The sequence below is a fragment of the Blastomonas sp. SL216 genome (assembly GCA_026625625.1).
Classification (GTDB): Bacteria; Pseudomonadota; Alphaproteobacteria; order Sphingomonadales; family Sphingomonadaceae; genus Blastomonas.
Genome location: CP113055.1, coordinates 1,177,623 through 1,191,905 on the forward strand (window position 1 = coordinate 1,177,623; position 14,283 = coordinate 1,191,905).

The window sequence follows — 14,283 nt, forward strand, 5'->3', positions numbered from 1 at the left end:
GCACCGTAACCCTGTGGCGGCACCGGACGACGCTCCGGCAAGGCAGGAGACCATGCGACATGCTCATCATCGAAGGCTGGCTGCATTTCGCGCCGGGTGAAATCGACAAGTTCAGCGAGGCCGCAAAGCAGATGGTCGAGGCGACCCGCCAGGAAGAAGGCTGTCTGCATTATGCCTTTGCCCGCGACATGAACGATCCTGACATCATCCGCATTTCCGAACGCTGGGCCGATGATGCCGCGCTCGAAGCCCATTTCCAGTCGCCGCACATGGCAGCTTTCGGCGCCGGGCTGGCGCAGGTCGAGCGGCTGGGTTCGGACGTGCGGCTCTATGCGGGCGATGAGGTCCGGCGCATCATGTAGGTCTTGCAGCGCCTGCGCCGCTCCACCATATCGCGCCGCATGAGCAAAGACAGCAGCAGCATGCCGGTATGGCATGGAACCACCATCGTCGGCATCCGCAAGAACGGCAAGGCAGTGATCGCCGGCGATGGCCAGGTATCGATGGGCCAGACCGTGATGAAGCCCAACGCGCGCAAGGTGCGGCGCCTGGGCGACGGATCGGTGATCGGCGGGTTTGCAGGCGCGACCGCCGATGCGTTCACCCTGTTCGAGCGGCTCGAAGGCAAGCTGGAGCGGCATTCCGGCCAGCTGATGCGCGCTGCGGTCGAGCTTGCCAAGGACTGGCGGACGGACAAGTATCTGCGCAACCTGGAAGCGATGATGATCGTTGCGGACAAGGAAGTGACGCTGATCCTCACCGGCAATGGCGACGTGCTGGAGCCGGTCGATGGCGTCGCCGCGATCGGATCGGGCGGCAATTTCGCGCTCGCCGCTGCCCGCGCACTGATGGAATATGAGCAGGACGCGGAAGTGATCGCGCGCAAGGCGATGAAGATCGCCAGCGACGTATGCGTCTATACGAACGACCAGCTGACGATCGAGACGCTCGACACCGCAGCCTGACCGCCTAATCTGCCCGCCATGCTGTGGCAGACGGACAGGCGGGGGATGGTGACGGGCGGCAGTGCCGCGCTGTTGCTGGGTGGATGCGCCACGGGGGCCGCTACGCGTCCGGCAGCCGCGATTCGCCAGGCCCCTGCGTGCCTGGCCAAGGTGCTGGCTGATCCCAATCGCGTGATCCGCACGGTGGCAGGCCTGCGCCCGTTTCGACCCTCGGGCTTTGTCGTGCGCGCGCAGGCGCTGGGCGATACGCGGCTGGTGCACAATTACGGCCATGGCGGCGGCGGTATTTCGCTCAGCTGGGGCAGCTCGCGCCTTGCGACCTCGCTTGGCCTGCCCAGCCATGCAGGACCGGTCGCCGTGATCGGTGCTGGCATCATGGGGCTGACGACGGCGCGGCTGGTCCAGGAGGCGGGCTATGCCGTGACCCTCTATACCGAGGCGCTGCCGCCCGACACGACATCGAACATCGCCGGCGGCCAGATCTTTCCGACCGGCTATTTCGACGATGATGTCGCGACGCCCGAATTTCGCGCCCAGGCCGATGCCGCGGCGGATTACAGCCGGCGCAGGTTCCAGATCATGGCAGGCGATGATTATGGCATTCGCTGGCTGCCGACCTATGACCAGACGCGCGGATCAGGTCCGCTGACGCCCGACCCGCGCTTTCCGGGCAGGGTTCGGCTGACACCGGAAGAGCACCCCTTCCCCGCGGAAAACGTGGTGCGGTACAGCACCATGTATGTCGAAACGGGCCGGTTTCTGGAGCGGCTGTTGCGCGACATCCGCGTTGCTGGCGGCAAGGTCGCGCTGCGCAGCTTCCATTCTCCAGCTGACGTTGCGGCACTTCCCGAAAAGCTGGTGTTCAACTGCACCGGCTTGGGCGCGGCAAAGCTGTTCGGTGACACCGAGCTGGTGCCGGTGCGCGGCCAGCTGGCGGTGCTGATCCCCCAGCCGGAGCTGCAATATGCCTATGCGCTGAGGGCCGGGTACATGTTTCCGCGCGGAGATGGCGTGCTGCTGGGTGGCACCTATGAGCGCGGCGAATATCTTGCCCAGCCGCAGCCGCAGGATATTGCCGATATCGTCGAATCGCACCGCAGCCTGATGGCCGGTTGGCACTGCGCTTGAAGGCAGGCGGCGCAGCCCCCAATTTGGGCGCGACACCCTTGGGCCATGTTGGCCCGTCCATAGAAGAAGCTGAATGACCGAAACGCTGACTCCCAAATCGATCGTCGCCGCGCTGGATGCGCATATCATCGGGCAGCAGGATGCCAAGCGCGCCGTCGCCGTGGCGCTGCGCAACCGCTGGCGCCGCCAGCGTCTGCCCGCCGAGCTGCGCGACGAGGTGACGCCCAAGAACATCCTGATGATCGGCCCCACAGGCTGCGGCAAGACCGAGATTTCGCGTCGCCTGGCAAGGCTCGCCGATGCGCCTTTCATCAAGATCGAAGCGACCAAGTTCACCGAGGTCGGCTATGTCGGCCGCGATGTCGATCAGATTGCGCGTGATCTGGTGGAAGATGCGGTGCGGCTGGAAAAGGAGCGCCGCCGCGAGAAGGTGCGCGAGGCGGCGTCCGAAGCGGCGATGGAGCGGCTGCTCAACGCGCTGGTCGGCGACAATGCCAGCGAAGCCACCCGCCAGAGCTTCCGCCAGCGCATCACCGACAACCACATGAATGACACCGAGGTCGAGATCGAGGTCGAGGCCACGCCCAACATGCCGATGGAAATCCCGGGCATGGGCGGCCAGGTGGGCATGATCAACCTGTCCGACATGATGGGCAAGGCGTTCGGCCAGAAGCGCACCAAGCCGCGCAAGATGCGGCTCGCCGATGCGTGGGACAAGCTGATCGAGGAAGAATCCGAAAAGCGCATGGACCAGGATGATGTCGCCCGCGTGGCGCTCGCCGATGCCGAGGCCAACGGGATCGTCTTCCTCGACGAGATTGACAAGATCGCGGTGTCCGATGTGCGCGGTGGCTCGGTCAGCCGCGAAGGCGTGCAGCGCGACCTGCTGCCGCTGATCGAAGGCACGACGGTGGCCACCAAATATGGGCCGATGAAGACCGACCATGTGCTGTTCATCGCATCGGGCGCGTTCCACATCGCCAAGCCGAGCGACATGCTGCCCGAGCTGCAGGGCCGCCTGCCGATCAGGGTCGAGCTGAAAGCGCTGAGCGAGGAGGATTTCTTCCATATCCTTACCCAGACCAAGGCCAATCTGGCGCAGCAGTACAGCGCGCTGCTTGGCACCGAGGAACTGAAGCTCGAATTCACCGAAGAGGCGCTGCGCGAAGTCGCCCGGATTGCCGCTTCGGTGAACGAGACGGTCGAGAATATCGGCGCGCGGCGCTTGCAGACGGTGATGGAAAAGCTGCTGGAAGACATCAGCTTCAATGCGGAAGACCATCGCGGCGAGACGGTCAGCGTCGATGCCGACTATGTGAAGCAGCACCTGAATGGCATCGCCAAGAATACCGATCTCAGCAAATACGTGCTCTGATCGTAACGCCGCACACAGGCCCGCCGAAATTGCAGCGGCGGGCCTGTGCAGCGCGGTCATCCGGCGCTAGTCTGGCAAGGCCTGCCCGGTTTTTCAGCGGCGGTTCATCCACGCTGGGCCAGGGGCCCGGGTGCGAGCGAGGGAGTATCGACACATCGCACAGTCAGTGCCAGACGCGCACCGCCCTGCCTTGCCGCAGGTGATTACCCGGATGGCGGCGCGCCTGCTGGCGCTTTGCGCGGCTGCGATGCTGGCAATCCAGCCTGCTGCCGCACAATCGATCCTGCGGGACGCTGAGACCGAGGCACTGCTCGCCGACATGTCGCGCGATCTGATCCTCGCCGCCGGCCTGCTCCCTTCCAACGTCAATGTCGTCGTCATCAACGATCGCAGCATCAACGCCTTTGTGGCGGGCACGCAGGATGTCTATATCCATAGCGGGCTGATCGAGGCGGCGGACAATGCCAACGAGGTTCAGGGCGTGATCGCGCACGAGCTCGGCCATATCGCGCTGGGTCATTCGATCACCCGGTCCGAAAATGCCTCCAAGGCGGGCAATATCACCATCCTTTCGATGCTGCTCGGCCTGGCCGCCGTCGCGGCAGGCGCGGGCGAAGCCGGGCTCGGCATCATCGGTGCGGGCCAGCAGGCGGCGATGGGGAATTTCCTGGCGCACACCCGCGGCGAGGAAGCCGGGGCCGATGTCGCCGGTGCGAAATATCTGTCGATGGCAGGCCTGACCGGCAAGGGCTCGATCGAGTTTTTCAAGAAGCTGCAAAACCTGGAGTTCCGCCTCGCGATCCCGCAGGAGGACAGCTACAACCGCTCGCACCCGCTCTCGGGAGAGCGCATCACGCTGCTGCAGGAAATCTACCAGAACGACCCTGCTTATGAAGCCCCGCTCGATCCGCAGCTTGAGCAGCGCTTTCAGCGGGTGAAGGCCAAGCTGGTCGGCTATGTCGCCGAGCCCACCGAGACGCTGCGCGACTATCCCGAAAGCAACCAGAGCGTTCCGGCGCGCTATGCCCGGGCCTATGCCTGGCACAAGAGCGCCTATCCGGAAAAGGCACTGTCAGAGATCCGCTCGCTGCTCGCCGAATCTCCGGACGACCCCTATTTCCTCGAAATCTACGGTCAGATCCTGCTCGAATCGGGCCGCCCGAAAGAGGCGATCGCACCGCTGCAAAAGGCGGTGGCAACCACCAAGGCGCAATCGCTGATCGCAGGCGTCTATGGCCATGCGCTGATTGCCAGCGAGGATCCGGCCAACCTTCCCGAGGCCGAACGCGTGCTCAAGGCCGCCGTGGCGCGCGATGCAGAAAATCCGTTCGCCTGGTACCAGCTGGGCGTGGTCTATGCCAATCGCGGCGATACGGCGCGCGCCGCGCTCGCCAGCGCGGAACGCTATGTGCTGCAGGGCAATGCCCCGCTGGCGCTGCAAAGTGCCGAACAGGCCATGGGCAGCCTGCCCGAGGGCAGCGCCGACTGGATCCGCGCGCAGGATATCGCGATCCTCGCCCGCGATGCGGTTGAACGCGAACGCCGCCGCCGCTAAGCCCTGCCACCAACACCTGATTTCACCAACCAAAGGCCCGCCATGACATCGCAACCGTCTTCCTCAGGCGAGGCCCGTTCAAGGACATGGATATTCATGGGCGCAGCCGCTTTTCTCACCATCGCCGCCGGCGTCGGGACGCTGTTGTGGCAGAGCGGCGCAACCGTCACCTCGGGCGGAGCCTTGGCGCAGGATGCCGACAAGGCGGCCGCCGCTGCCGGATTTGACACCAGGGACAAGGCCGCGATCGAGGCGATCGTCCGTGCCTATATCCTCGAAAACCCGGAGATCATCCCCGAAGCGGTCGAAAAGCTGCGCGGCAAACAGGCAGCCAAGCGCATCGGTTCGGTGCGCAGCGAAATCGAGACGCCCTATGCCAGCGCCTTTGCCGGCAACCCCAATGGCGATGTCGTCCTGGTCGAATATTCGGATTTCGCCTGCGGTTTCTGCCGCCAGAGCGTGGCGGATGTCGCGCGGCTGGTCGGCGAGGACAAGAACCTCAAGATCGTCTTCCACGAGCTGCCGATCCTGTCGGACGAAAGCCGTGTCGCAGCAGCCTGGGGCATGGCCGCAGCGCAACAGGGCAAATATTACGCATTCTACAAGGCGATGTTCGCGGCTGGTCGTCCCAGCCAGGCGACGATCGAACAGGCGGCCAAGACCGCCGGGCTGGATATGGCGTCGGCGCGCAGCTTCGTTGCTTCCAAGCAGGCCGAAGAGGTTCTCGATGGCAATATCCGCATCGCGCAGCAGCTCGAATTCAGCGGCACGCCCAGCTGGGTCGTCGGCAACCAGATCCTCAACGGCGCTGTCGGCTATGACGAGCTGAAGTCTGCGATTGCCGACGCGCGCTCGGCGAACAAGACCGCCGGCTGACCTGTGCGCAAGGCGGCGCGCGCGTGGCTGGCTCTGGCGCTGCTGGCCGGCTCGGCCGCGCCATTGGCAAGTGCCCCGGCCAAGCCCGCGGCCTCGGCCGACATGTCGCTGGCACAGCTGCGCGCGTCGGACGTTCGGGTATTGAGCGTCGGCTATCGCCTCGCCACCGCCAATGCGCCGTTTTGTCGCACGGTCGAGAACGCAGCAGGCCTCACGCTCCACCATATCGGCCAATATCCCGATGCCACAGGCGCGCGCGCCACATTCGGTTTTGCCAGCGACTATGCGGTGCTGGCGCTGGTGCCCGATGGACCGGCAGCGCGCGCCGGGCTACGCACCGATGACGCGATCACGTCGCTGAACGGCGCCCCCTTCGCCCCATCCGACGCAGAGCTGGCCGCGATCGACCAGGTCCCGGCCTATCGCCCGATCGCCTGGGCGGATGCACGCTTGCGCGCTGCGCTCGACAAGGGGCCGGTGACGCTTGGCATCCTGCGCGGCGATCAACCCAGCACCTTGACGGTCGAAGGCACAGCCGCGTGTCGCAGCCGCTTCGAACTGCGCCCCAGCGCGTCCTATGGCGCATCGGCGGACGGCGACATTGTCGGCATTACCGTGCCGATGCTGAGCTTCATGGCCGATGACGATGAACTCGCCGCGATCCTGGCGCACGAACTGTCGCACAATCTGCTCGAACACCAGCGCAGGCTCAACGAGGCGGGCGTACAACGCGGCCTGATGCAGCAGCTCGGCCGCAATGCACGGCTCACGCTGGCGACCGAGATCGAGGCGGACCGGCTGTCGATCTGGCTGATGGCCAATGCAGGCTATGATCCCCAGGGCGCGATCCGGTTCTGGACCCGTTATGGCAAGCAACGCGGCAAGGGCATCTTCTCCGCCCCGACGCATTACCGCTGGAAAAAGCGCGTCGGCCTGTTCGGGGAAGAAATGGCCAAGCTCACCGCCGCGACGAGGGGACCGCAAGGCTGGCATCCCCCGCTTCTGGCAGAACCGCTCGCGCCGCTGCAATAGACTGCCCGTTGCAGGCCCATCGCGGCGCGGGTGTTCGGCTCGCCGCATTCTCCGGGTCATCTCGCCGCACCCAGAGCGTTGCGCCGGGAACAGAATCCTTCGCTCGTCAGTCTCCGGGAAACAGGGGCAATTTTCTTTTCCTCAAGGAGCAACTGAATGCATTTACGTGCCAAGCCCCCGGGCATTCCCATGGTGATGGCCGCGATGGCTCTCTCGGCATCCACCGCTGTCTTCGCGCAGCAGGCCGGGCCGCTGCGCGCCGATGTGGCGAGCGAAGCCGAAGCCCTGCCCGATCCCGCCAGCATGACCAAGGGTCCCGAGATCAAGGGCGTGCTCACCGCGCGTCAGGGAAACCGCATTCAGGTCGAGACCGCCGATGGCAGCCGCACGGTCCTTTATGTCAGCGACACGACCCAGGTCCGGGCGACCGGCGGACTGTTTGGTGCCAGCCGTACGACGCTCGACACCGGCGCGCTGCTCAACGGCCTGCCGCTGACGATCAAGACGCTGCAATCGGGCGATACCCTGCTCGCCAGCCAGATCACCTTCAAGAATACCGATTTCAAGACGGCCTCGATGATCCGCACCGGCACGTCGCAGCAGTTTGCCGAGCAGTCTGCGGCGACCGAAGCGCTGCGCGGACGCATGGGCGATATCGACCAGTATAACGTCAAGGCGACGACCAATGTCTATTTCGACACGGCTCAAGCAAAGCTGAGCGACCAGGCCAAGGCCGAGCTCTGCTCCGCTGCGGGCTCTGCCGAACAGATGGACAACGCGCTGCTGCTGGTGGTCGGCTATACCGATGCCGATGGCGACGAAGAATTCAACCAGACGCTCAGCGAAAAGCGCGCCGCCAGCGTGATCAACTATCTGCAGCAGGTCTGCAAATGGAAGCCGTATCGCATGCTCACCCCGGCAGGCATGGCGGAAGCCGACCCTGTCGCCGACAACATGACCGAAGAGGGCAAGGCGCAGAATCGCCGCGTTGCGGTCAATGTGCTCGTCAGCAAAGCTGTCGACGGGCTCTACGCAGACAACGCACCGCGCTAAGAGGCTTAAAGCCGCACCGCGATAACAAGGGGCGTCAGGCGTCTACGCGCCGGACGCCCCGAGATATCACCTAACAATCTCTTGGAAAGCTCAGTCCCTCGATGCGCTGAGCGCGATTCTGTTGCCTTCGCTGTCCTCGATCTCCGCCACGAAACCCGCCTCGCCAATATCCTTTTTGGGGTAGAGGATCGCGGCCCCCGCCGCCTTGGCCTTGGCCAGTGTCGCGTCGATATCGGCAACATCGAAATACAGCACCGGCCCCGCCTTGGCTGGCACGTACACATCACCCTTGGCCAACGCGCCGCTGGCACCTGGCTGGCCATCTGCACGCGGGAAAAAGGCCATGGGATAGCCGTCGACGGTTTCTAGACGCAGCCTGTATCCGAACACCACCTCATAGAAGTGTACAGCCCGGTCCATGTCGGTCACGGGAATTTCGAAGTGCACGACGGGATTGATCACGGCCGACTGCCTCGCTTGTGATCGCGCCTGATCGGCCTGCGACGCCGGGCTGCACGCCGCCAGCGGGACAAGGCCCAGTGCCCATCCCTGCCCGTGCCGCACGGCTCAGGCCTGTTCCGCAACCTTCGCGTACATCGAGTTGATCGGCCGGGCCATCACGCGGCGCAGCATCGGCTCGAAGAAATCGAGCGGTTCGCTGTCATAATCGGGGTCGAACGCGGCCTGATCATATTTCTCACAGAATTCCGCGCAGGCCTCGAAATAGGGCGAGCTGCGGAAATTCTCGCGCACATCGCGGTCGCCGCCGATGAAGTGGAAATAATAATAGCCCTGGAACGCACCGTGATTGGCGCAGATCCAGTGGACTTCCTCCGACACGAACGGCTTGATGATGGCCGCGGCGACATCGGGATGGTTGAAGCTGCCCAGCGTGTCGCCAATGTCGTGGAGCAGCGCCATCACGACATAGGCCTCGTCGCGCCCATCGCGGTGCGCGCGGGTCGCGGTCTGCAGGCTATGCTGCAACCTGTCGATCGGAAAGCCGCCGAAATCGCCGTCCAGCAGCCGCAGATGCGCGAGCACCCGGTCGGCCAGCCCGCCGGCGAACTCGCGATACTGCCCGGCGATGATCGCCCAATCCTCTTGCGTGCCATTGGTCATCGCGGTGAACTTGGCCCGTGCCTCGGGTGCCAGCGTGTCGGTCATGGGGCATCCTCTCCTGCCTGTTTTGCCGGAAGGTAACGCAGCTGCGCACATGATGCAAAAAGTTGTGGGGACAAGGCCCGATTCCGGCTAAGCCCCGTTTCATCATGGCTATGCTGCCCATCAAGCCGACACCGTTCTTCGCCAACAAGAACCGGGCCTTCTGGAACCTGCAGACCCTGGGCTGGGCAGGCGCCTTGGCGCTGCGCGGCATCTCGGGCCTTGCCAATGGCCAGCCGATCTCGTTCCTGGTGCCGATCATCATCGCGACGATTACCGGCTATTCGGTGTCGCTGGTGATGAGCGTGATCTACCAGACGCTGATCGACCGCAAGCCGCTGGTCACCTGGGGCGTGACCCTGATCGTGCTGCTGACAGGGTCGGCGCTCTATGCCTTTGTCGATGCCTGGGTGGCGACGCTCTATCGACCCGGTACCGACAGCAATTTCACCGCGATCCTGCTCGGCGCCTTTTATCTTGACCTGACGCTGCTGGGCGCATGGTCGGCGCTCTATTATGCGATCAACTTCTTCCTGCGGATCGAGGAACAACAGGACCAGATGCTGCGACTGGAAAACCAGGCGACCAGCGCGCAGCTGGCGATGCTGCGCTATCAGCTCAACCCGCATTTCCTGTTCAACACGCTCAACAGCATCTCCACGCTCGTTCTGCTCAAGCAGACCGAGCCGGCGAACGCGATGCTGTCGCGGCTGTCCTCGTTCCTGCGCTATACATTGGCCAACGAGCCAACGGCGCGGGTCACGCTGGAGCAGGAGGTGGAGACGCTCAAACTCTATCTCGACATCGAGAAAATGCGTTTCGAAGAGCGGCTGCGTGCACATTTCGACATCGAACCCAATGCCGCAAAGGCGCTTCTGCCATCGCTGCTCTTGCAACCTTTGGTCGAGAACGCCATTAAATATGCGGTGACGCCCAAGGAAGATGGTGCCGATATCAACATTTCGGCGCAACTCATCGGACCTTTGCTGCGTATCACCGTAACCGACACAGGGCCCGGATTGAAGAAGCAGGGCGAGAAAGCCAATGCATCAACCGGGGTCGGGCTGGCGAATATCAGGGACAGACTGTCCCAGGCATATGAAGACAATCACCGGTTTGAGACACGATCATCACCCGGGGGCGGCTATAGCGTGATTATCGAAATTCCGTTTGAAACACGCGAACAAAGGCAATTACAGGCATGACCATCCGCACCATCCTGATCGACGACGAGAAACTCGCCATTCAGGGAATGCAGCTCCGGCTGGAAAAGTTTGAAGACATCGAGATCATCGACACCTGCCTCAACGGACGCGAGGCCATCCGCAAGATCAAGACGCTGAAGCCCGATCTGATCTTCCTGGACATCCAGATGCCCGGATTTGACGGCTTTTCGGTCGTGCAGGGGATCATGGATATCGAACCTCCGCTGGTGGTGTTCTGCACCGCTTATTCCGAGCACGCGATCAAGGCGTTCGAGGCGCAGGCCGTCGATTACCTTCTCAAGCCCGTCGAGGACGTGCGTCTGGCGGATGCCATCGACCGCATCCGCGAGCGGATTCGTGACAAGAAGGGCCGCGAAGAGGCGGTCAAGCTGATGAACGTCCTCAACGAGGTCGCCCCCGACGCGGTCGGGAATCTCGACCTTGGCGAAGAGGATGAGGCTGCGGCGTCGAACCGCTACGAAAAGCTCATCAACATCAAGGATCGCGGCCAGATCTTCCGCGTCGATGTCGACACGATCGAGCGGATCGATGCCGCCGGCGACTATATGTGCATCTATACTGGCGACAATTCGCTGATCCTGCGCGAGACGATGAAGGACCTGGAAAAGCGGCTCGACCCGCGCAACTTCCAGCGCGTGCACCGTTCCACCATCGTCAATCTGGGCCTGGTTCGCCAGGTCAAGCCGCACACCAATGGCGAATGCTTCTTGGTGCTGGAATCGGGCGCGCAGGTGAAGGTGTCGCGCAGCTATCGCGACGTTGTTGCGCGCTTCGTCCATTAAGGGCTGCCTTAGTTTCGCCATAATTAGCCATTTCAATCCATTCTCGTTGCTTTGCTGAATTAAATCAGGCCTTTGGTCCAAACTGGATCAAAGGCCTCGATTGTTAGTCATATTTGAGTTGCGATTGTGATTTTTTCTCCTAAATTGCAGGTCGTTTATTTGGTATCAACCAAAGTGAGGCATGCAGGTGGCACGGCAACTGGCGAATCATTGGTTGAGGCACACTCCCGAGGTCTCCGATGACGCGGAAGTTGAAAGCGCTGACGCAGCTCATCGGAGGGACGATATGGCAGTTGAGGAAATTGCGCTCGATCTGCACCGGGCAGTACGGCTGATCGATGAGTTGGCGAACAACGCGCCGGTAAACGAGGATGTCAGAAGCGGACACCCGATTGATCGCGCCAGAAAGCGGGCACAGGCGATTTACAAGAACCCTCCGCCCAAATACCGTGCTGCCATCACGACGATCACAACCGAAAAAAGCGAACAGGCTGTGCTCGATCTGCTGACCGCCGCCAGCCTCCTGCCCAGTAACAGCCCTTTCATATCTGCCATTAAGAGCGCCGATCGAAACCCGATCGCGTCCGAATTTCTCAGTCATCGCCTGAATATTCCTATTGGATACATCGCACTCAGGCAACTTCTTCTGCGCGACTGACGCATCGAGTCATGCGCGACTGACGTTCTGGCATAATCATTCGACCGATAGAGGGGTATCGGGCAGATGAACTTCAAGCTTGTCAATTGTCGGGATTGGGGAAAACTTCCCCGCTTCAAGCTGTTCTTCGGCGCAGACATCGTCGGCTCGACAGCGCTGAAACAGCCCTTCGATCCAAGCGAGATCGAACGAAGCATCGAACGCTCGCGCGCGTGGGAAACCATAGCGACCAAATTCTATTCGGATGTTCAGGACACGCTCGCGGTCGAGTGGCAGGACATTCTATCGATCCTGGAAGATCGCCGATCGCGCGCGCTTGGTCATATAGACACACTTGACCTATTCTGTGGGCCGAGACCCAATTTCTGGAAGTCTCTCGGCGATGAGGTCCTGTTCTGGAAGGAATGCACCCATCCCTTTCAGGTGCGAACCACCGTCATATGCTGGATGAACACGATAGCGAAGGTCCGGACCGGCCTCGACACCTTGCGCAAGCTGCAGAAGCAGGAAGAAGACGACTGGCGCCGATATGCCACCAGCCAGGGGACCGATTCCCCATTGCCTAACAATTCGGTGCGCAAGGCCCCCATCCCTAGCTCGCTCGACATCGAAGGTCTCGACATCAAGTCTTGCATCTGGAGCGCCGAGTTTCCCGTTCGCAACCGAATTCTGCCTGCAAGCTCCGGTGTCCGCATCCTCTACGATAGCCAGCAGGCAGATCACCGTATCGAGCCTTCGTTCGAAACCATCGACAAGGTGAGCGACCAGGTCATCTCGGCAGCCTATTATCGAATGCACACCGAGTACCAGCGGACGGCGAAGAAGTTCGAGGAAGCGTCGGCTGGTTCTTCTGTCGGGTCCGAACCGACCGAAGACGTCAATGCTGCCGCAGAATCGGCGCACCAGTTCAGCTCGGACGACGCACTCAAGCTCGATTTCATCGGCCCGGGCATTGACACCGGCTTCCGGGTCTCCAGTTTTGCCTCCAATCGTAAAATGGCGATCAGCGTCGATGTCGCCTATCTGTTGGCATCGAACGATAAATGGCAGAGCGACGCCAAGGATTCTGACGACGAAGTTACAAAATATATCGATAGTTGCTTCAATTTAATTTTGATCAAGCCTGGGTTCAATGCATACGATAAAAAGAACGACAATGATAAAAAAGTGGATCGCTATTTGAACCCCAAGATACACTATAGTGGCACGGATTACCTGAAAGGCGTCTTGGGCGGAATCAAATATCCACGCCTATGGATCGACACGACGCGAACTAATACTTATGATGCTTTCAAGGAAGCTCTCTACATTGGAGAAAGTCGCACCCCGCTTTCATCAACCAACCTACGCCGATTTTGTGAGGGCTTTTACAAAGACAGGAAAAAATACATTCTTCCGCCACAGACATTTTCTTTCAAGATCAATGACGATAGCGAAGGCCGGTCATTCAATGCGGAATATGTGCCAGCCCCGTTCATGACCGATGCCTATGTTGCCGAGGCCGAGAAAAGCCAGTGGGTTTACGTGGAAGCCTGGAAGGCTCTCGTTCCAGACGTAGCGAACCCGTAACCCGTCCCAGACCTAAGCTCGCCTTGCTGCAAAAAAGCCCCTGAGCAGCACCGATGCCTCCTCCTCGCCCACGCCGGCATATACCTCCGGCTTGTGCAGCACCGTTGGCTGATGGAACAGGCGCGGGCCGTGTTCCACTGCACCGCCCTTGGGGTCGCTTGCGGCATAATGCAGGTGCGCAATCCGGGCATGCGCGATGGCGCCCGCGCACATGGCACAGGGCTCCAGCGTCACCCACAGCGCGCATCCGGTAAGGCGGTCGCTGCCCAGCGCAGCGCACGCCTCGCGGATCGCCATGATCTCGGCATGGGCGGTGGGATCGTGCAGCGCCCGCGGCTGGTTATGCCCCTGGCCGATGATTTGGCCCTTGTGGACAACGATCGCGCCAACCGGCACCTCGCCCAGCGCGGCAGCCTTGCGAGCCAGGTCGAGCGCGTGCGCGGCATAATGTCGGGCGGTTTCCAGCGTCATCCCGACCGCATTGCCGCAAAGCCGCTTGCGCTGCCAGTGGTTTCCGTCCAAACAGGCTCTATCGGCGCGCAGGCGGTTGACTTGCAGGTCATCTGACGCTAACCGCCCCGTTCTTCTAGCAAACCTATTGCATCAGGATTCTTTATCATGTCGCGCATCTGCGAACTGACCGGCAAGGGCCGGATGGTGGGCCACAATGTGTCTCACGCCAACAACAAGACCAAGCGCGTGTTTCTGCCCAACCTGCAGAACGTCACGCTGATGAGCGAAAAGCTGGACCGCAGCTTCAAGCTTCGCGTTTCGACCGCCGGACTGCGTTCGGTCGAACATGTCGGTGGCCTGGACAACTGGCTGCTCAAGACCAGCGAAGACAAGCTGTCGGCGCGCGCTGCCAAGATCAAGCGCGAACTGCACAAGGCTGCGGCCTGA

Annotated in this window: 16 protein-coding genes; 13 read left to right on the forward strand and 3 right to left on the reverse strand. The window is 61.9% G+C overall.

The genetic code is table 11. The features are described 5' to 3' along the window. The first annotated feature begins 59 nt into the window (after positions 1-59). The 8 genes from OU999_05665 to OU999_05700 all read left to right on the forward strand — a co-directional run bounded on the left by OU999_05665 (position 60) and on the right by OU999_05700 (position 7,984). Positions 60-362 (forward strand): putative quinol monooxygenase, encoded by a 303-nt coding sequence (locus tag OU999_05665; GenBank protein ID WAC24675.1) that lies wholly within the window; start codon positions 60-62, stop codon positions 360-362. Positions 363-422: 60 nt separating this feature from the next. Then, positions 423-965, forward strand: a complete 543-nt coding sequence (hslV, locus tag OU999_05670; GenBank protein WAC24676.1) for an ATP-dependent protease subunit HslV — start codon at positions 423-425, stop codon at positions 963-965. An 18-nt stretch (positions 966-983) separates the two neighbouring features. Further along, a complete protein-coding gene (locus OU999_05675) occupies positions 984-2,093 on the forward strand; it encodes an FAD-dependent oxidoreductase (protein WAC24677.1) in 1,110 nt (369 codons plus the stop codon). A 73-nt stretch (positions 2,094-2,166) separates the two neighbouring features. Continuing rightward, positions 2,167-3,468 carry an ATP-dependent protease ATPase subunit HslU gene (hslU, locus tag OU999_05680; GenBank protein WAC24678.1) on the forward strand — a complete coding sequence of 434 codons (1,302 nt, stop codon included), beginning with the start codon at positions 2,167-2,169 and terminating at the stop codon, positions 3,466-3,468. A gap of 211 nt (positions 3,469-3,679) precedes the next feature. Continuing rightward, the gene (locus OU999_05685) at positions 3,680-5,023 is read left to right on the forward strand and encodes a M48 family metalloprotease (protein ID WAC24679.1); all 1,344 of its coding nucleotides are present in this window, start codon (positions 3,680-3,682) and stop codon (positions 5,021-5,023) included. A 96-nt stretch (positions 5,024-5,119) separates the two neighbouring features. Continuing rightward, entirely contained in the window at positions 5,120-5,899 is a 780-nt protein-coding gene (locus OU999_05690) for a DsbA family protein (GenBank protein WAC24680.1), read from the forward strand. Positions 5,900-5,902: 3 nt separating this feature from the next. Next, complete coding sequence (locus tag OU999_05695) at positions 5,903-6,931, forward strand: M48 family metallopeptidase (protein ID WAC24681.1); 1,029 nt, start codon at positions 5,903-5,905, stop codon at positions 6,929-6,931. 156 nt (positions 6,932-7,087) lie between these two features. Next, entirely contained in the window at positions 7,088-7,984 is an 897-nt protein-coding gene (locus OU999_05700; GenBank protein WAC24682.1) for an OmpA family protein, read from the forward strand. Positions 7,985-8,074: 90 nt separating this feature from the next. Here OU999_05700 and OU999_05705 read toward each other — a convergent pair whose 3' ends face one another. Together OU999_05705 and OU999_05710 are read right to left on the reverse strand one after the other, a co-directional pair. Next, positions 8,075-8,446 (reverse strand): VOC family protein, encoded by a 372-nt coding sequence (locus OU999_05705; protein WAC24683.1) that lies wholly within the window; start codon positions 8,444-8,446, stop codon positions 8,075-8,077. A gap of 105 nt (positions 8,447-8,551) precedes the next feature. After that, positions 8,552-9,151 carry an HD domain-containing protein gene (locus tag OU999_05710; GenBank protein ID WAC24684.1) on the reverse strand — a complete coding sequence of 200 codons (600 nt, stop codon included), beginning with the start codon at positions 9,149-9,151 and terminating at the stop codon, positions 8,552-8,554. A gap of 104 nt (positions 9,152-9,255) precedes the next feature. Between OU999_05710 and OU999_05715 the strand changes: the two genes are divergently transcribed. The 4 genes from OU999_05715 (at position 9,256) to OU999_05730 (ending at position 13,383) form a co-directional block, all read left to right on the forward strand. Next, positions 9,256-10,353: a histidine kinase gene (locus OU999_05715; GenBank protein ID WAC24685.1), complete on the forward strand. Its 1,098-nt coding sequence runs from the start codon at positions 9,256-9,258 to the stop codon at positions 10,351-10,353. Next, entirely contained in the window at positions 10,350-11,156 is an 807-nt protein-coding gene (locus tag OU999_05720) for a LytTR family DNA-binding domain-containing protein (GenBank protein ID WAC24686.1), read from the forward strand. Before OU999_05715 ends, OU999_05720 begins: the two co-directional genes overlap by 4 nt. 286 nt (positions 11,157-11,442) lie before the next feature. Next, entirely contained in the window at positions 11,443-11,814 is a 372-nt protein-coding gene (locus OU999_05725; GenBank protein ID WAC24687.1) for a hypothetical protein, read from the forward strand. 66 nt (positions 11,815-11,880) lie between these two features. Then, positions 11,881-13,383 carry a hypothetical protein gene (locus OU999_05730; protein WAC24688.1) on the forward strand — a complete coding sequence of 501 codons (1,503 nt, stop codon included), beginning with the start codon at positions 11,881-11,883 and terminating at the stop codon, positions 13,381-13,383. Between the two features lie 12 nt (positions 13,384-13,395). On the opposite strand, the gene OU999_05735 is transcribed toward OU999_05730, so the two are convergent. Then, on the reverse strand, positions 13,396-13,854 hold the full coding sequence (locus OU999_05735) for a nucleoside deaminase (protein ID WAC24689.1): 459 nt from the start codon (positions 13,852-13,854) through the stop codon (positions 13,396-13,398). A gap of 147 nt (positions 13,855-14,001) precedes the next feature. Between OU999_05735 and rpmB the strand changes: the two genes are divergently transcribed. Further along, positions 14,002-14,283: a 50S ribosomal protein L28 gene (rpmB, locus tag OU999_05740; GenBank protein ID WAC24690.1), complete on the forward strand. Its 282-nt coding sequence runs from the start codon at positions 14,002-14,004 to the stop codon at positions 14,281-14,283.

Excerpts from the sequence above, each read along its gene's own strand:
- OU999_05710 (WAC24684.1), bottom strand. The coding sequence starts at position 9,151 with ATGACCGACACGCTGGCACCCGAGGCACGGGCCAAGTTCACCGCGATG.
- OU999_05685 (WAC24679.1), top strand. The coding sequence starts at position 3,680 with ATGGCGGCGCGCCTGCTGGCGCTTTGCGCGGCTGCGATGCTGGCAATC.
- OU999_05715 (WAC24685.1), top strand. The coding sequence starts at position 9,256 with ATGGCTATGCTGCCCATCAAGCCGACACCGTTCTTCGCCAACAAGAAC.
- hslV (WAC24676.1), top strand. The coding sequence starts at position 423 with ATGCCGGTATGGCATGGAACCACCATCGTCGGCATCCGCAAGAACGGC.
- OU999_05690 (WAC24680.1), top strand. The coding sequence starts at position 5,120 with ATGGGCGCAGCCGCTTTTCTCACCATCGCCGCCGGCGTCGGGACGCTG.
- OU999_05720 (WAC24686.1), top strand. The coding sequence starts at position 10,350 with ATGACCATCCGCACCATCCTGATCGACGACGAGAAACTCGCCATTCAG.
- rpmB (WAC24690.1), top strand. The coding sequence starts at position 14,002 with ATGTCGCGCATCTGCGAACTGACCGGCAAGGGCCGGATGGTGGGCCAC.
- OU999_05730 (WAC24688.1), top strand. The coding sequence starts at position 11,881 with ATGAACTTCAAGCTTGTCAATTGTCGGGATTGGGGAAAACTTCCCCGC.
- OU999_05675 (WAC24677.1), top strand. The coding sequence starts at position 984 with ATGCTGTGGCAGACGGACAGGCGGGGGATGGTGACGGGCGGCAGTGCC.
- hslU (WAC24678.1), top strand. The coding sequence starts at position 2,167 with ATGACCGAAACGCTGACTCCCAAATCGATCGTCGCCGCGCTGGATGCG.
- OU999_05665 (WAC24675.1), top strand. The coding sequence starts at position 60 with ATGCTCATCATCGAAGGCTGGCTGCATTTCGCGCCGGGTGAAATCGAC.
- OU999_05725 (WAC24687.1), top strand. The coding sequence starts at position 11,443 with ATGGCAGTTGAGGAAATTGCGCTCGATCTGCACCGGGCAGTACGGCTG.
- OU999_05735 (WAC24689.1), bottom strand. The coding sequence starts at position 13,854 with ATGACGCTGGAAACCGCCCGACATTATGCCGCGCACGCGCTCGACCTG.
- OU999_05700 (WAC24682.1), top strand. The coding sequence starts at position 7,088 with ATGCATTTACGTGCCAAGCCCCCGGGCATTCCCATGGTGATGGCCGCG.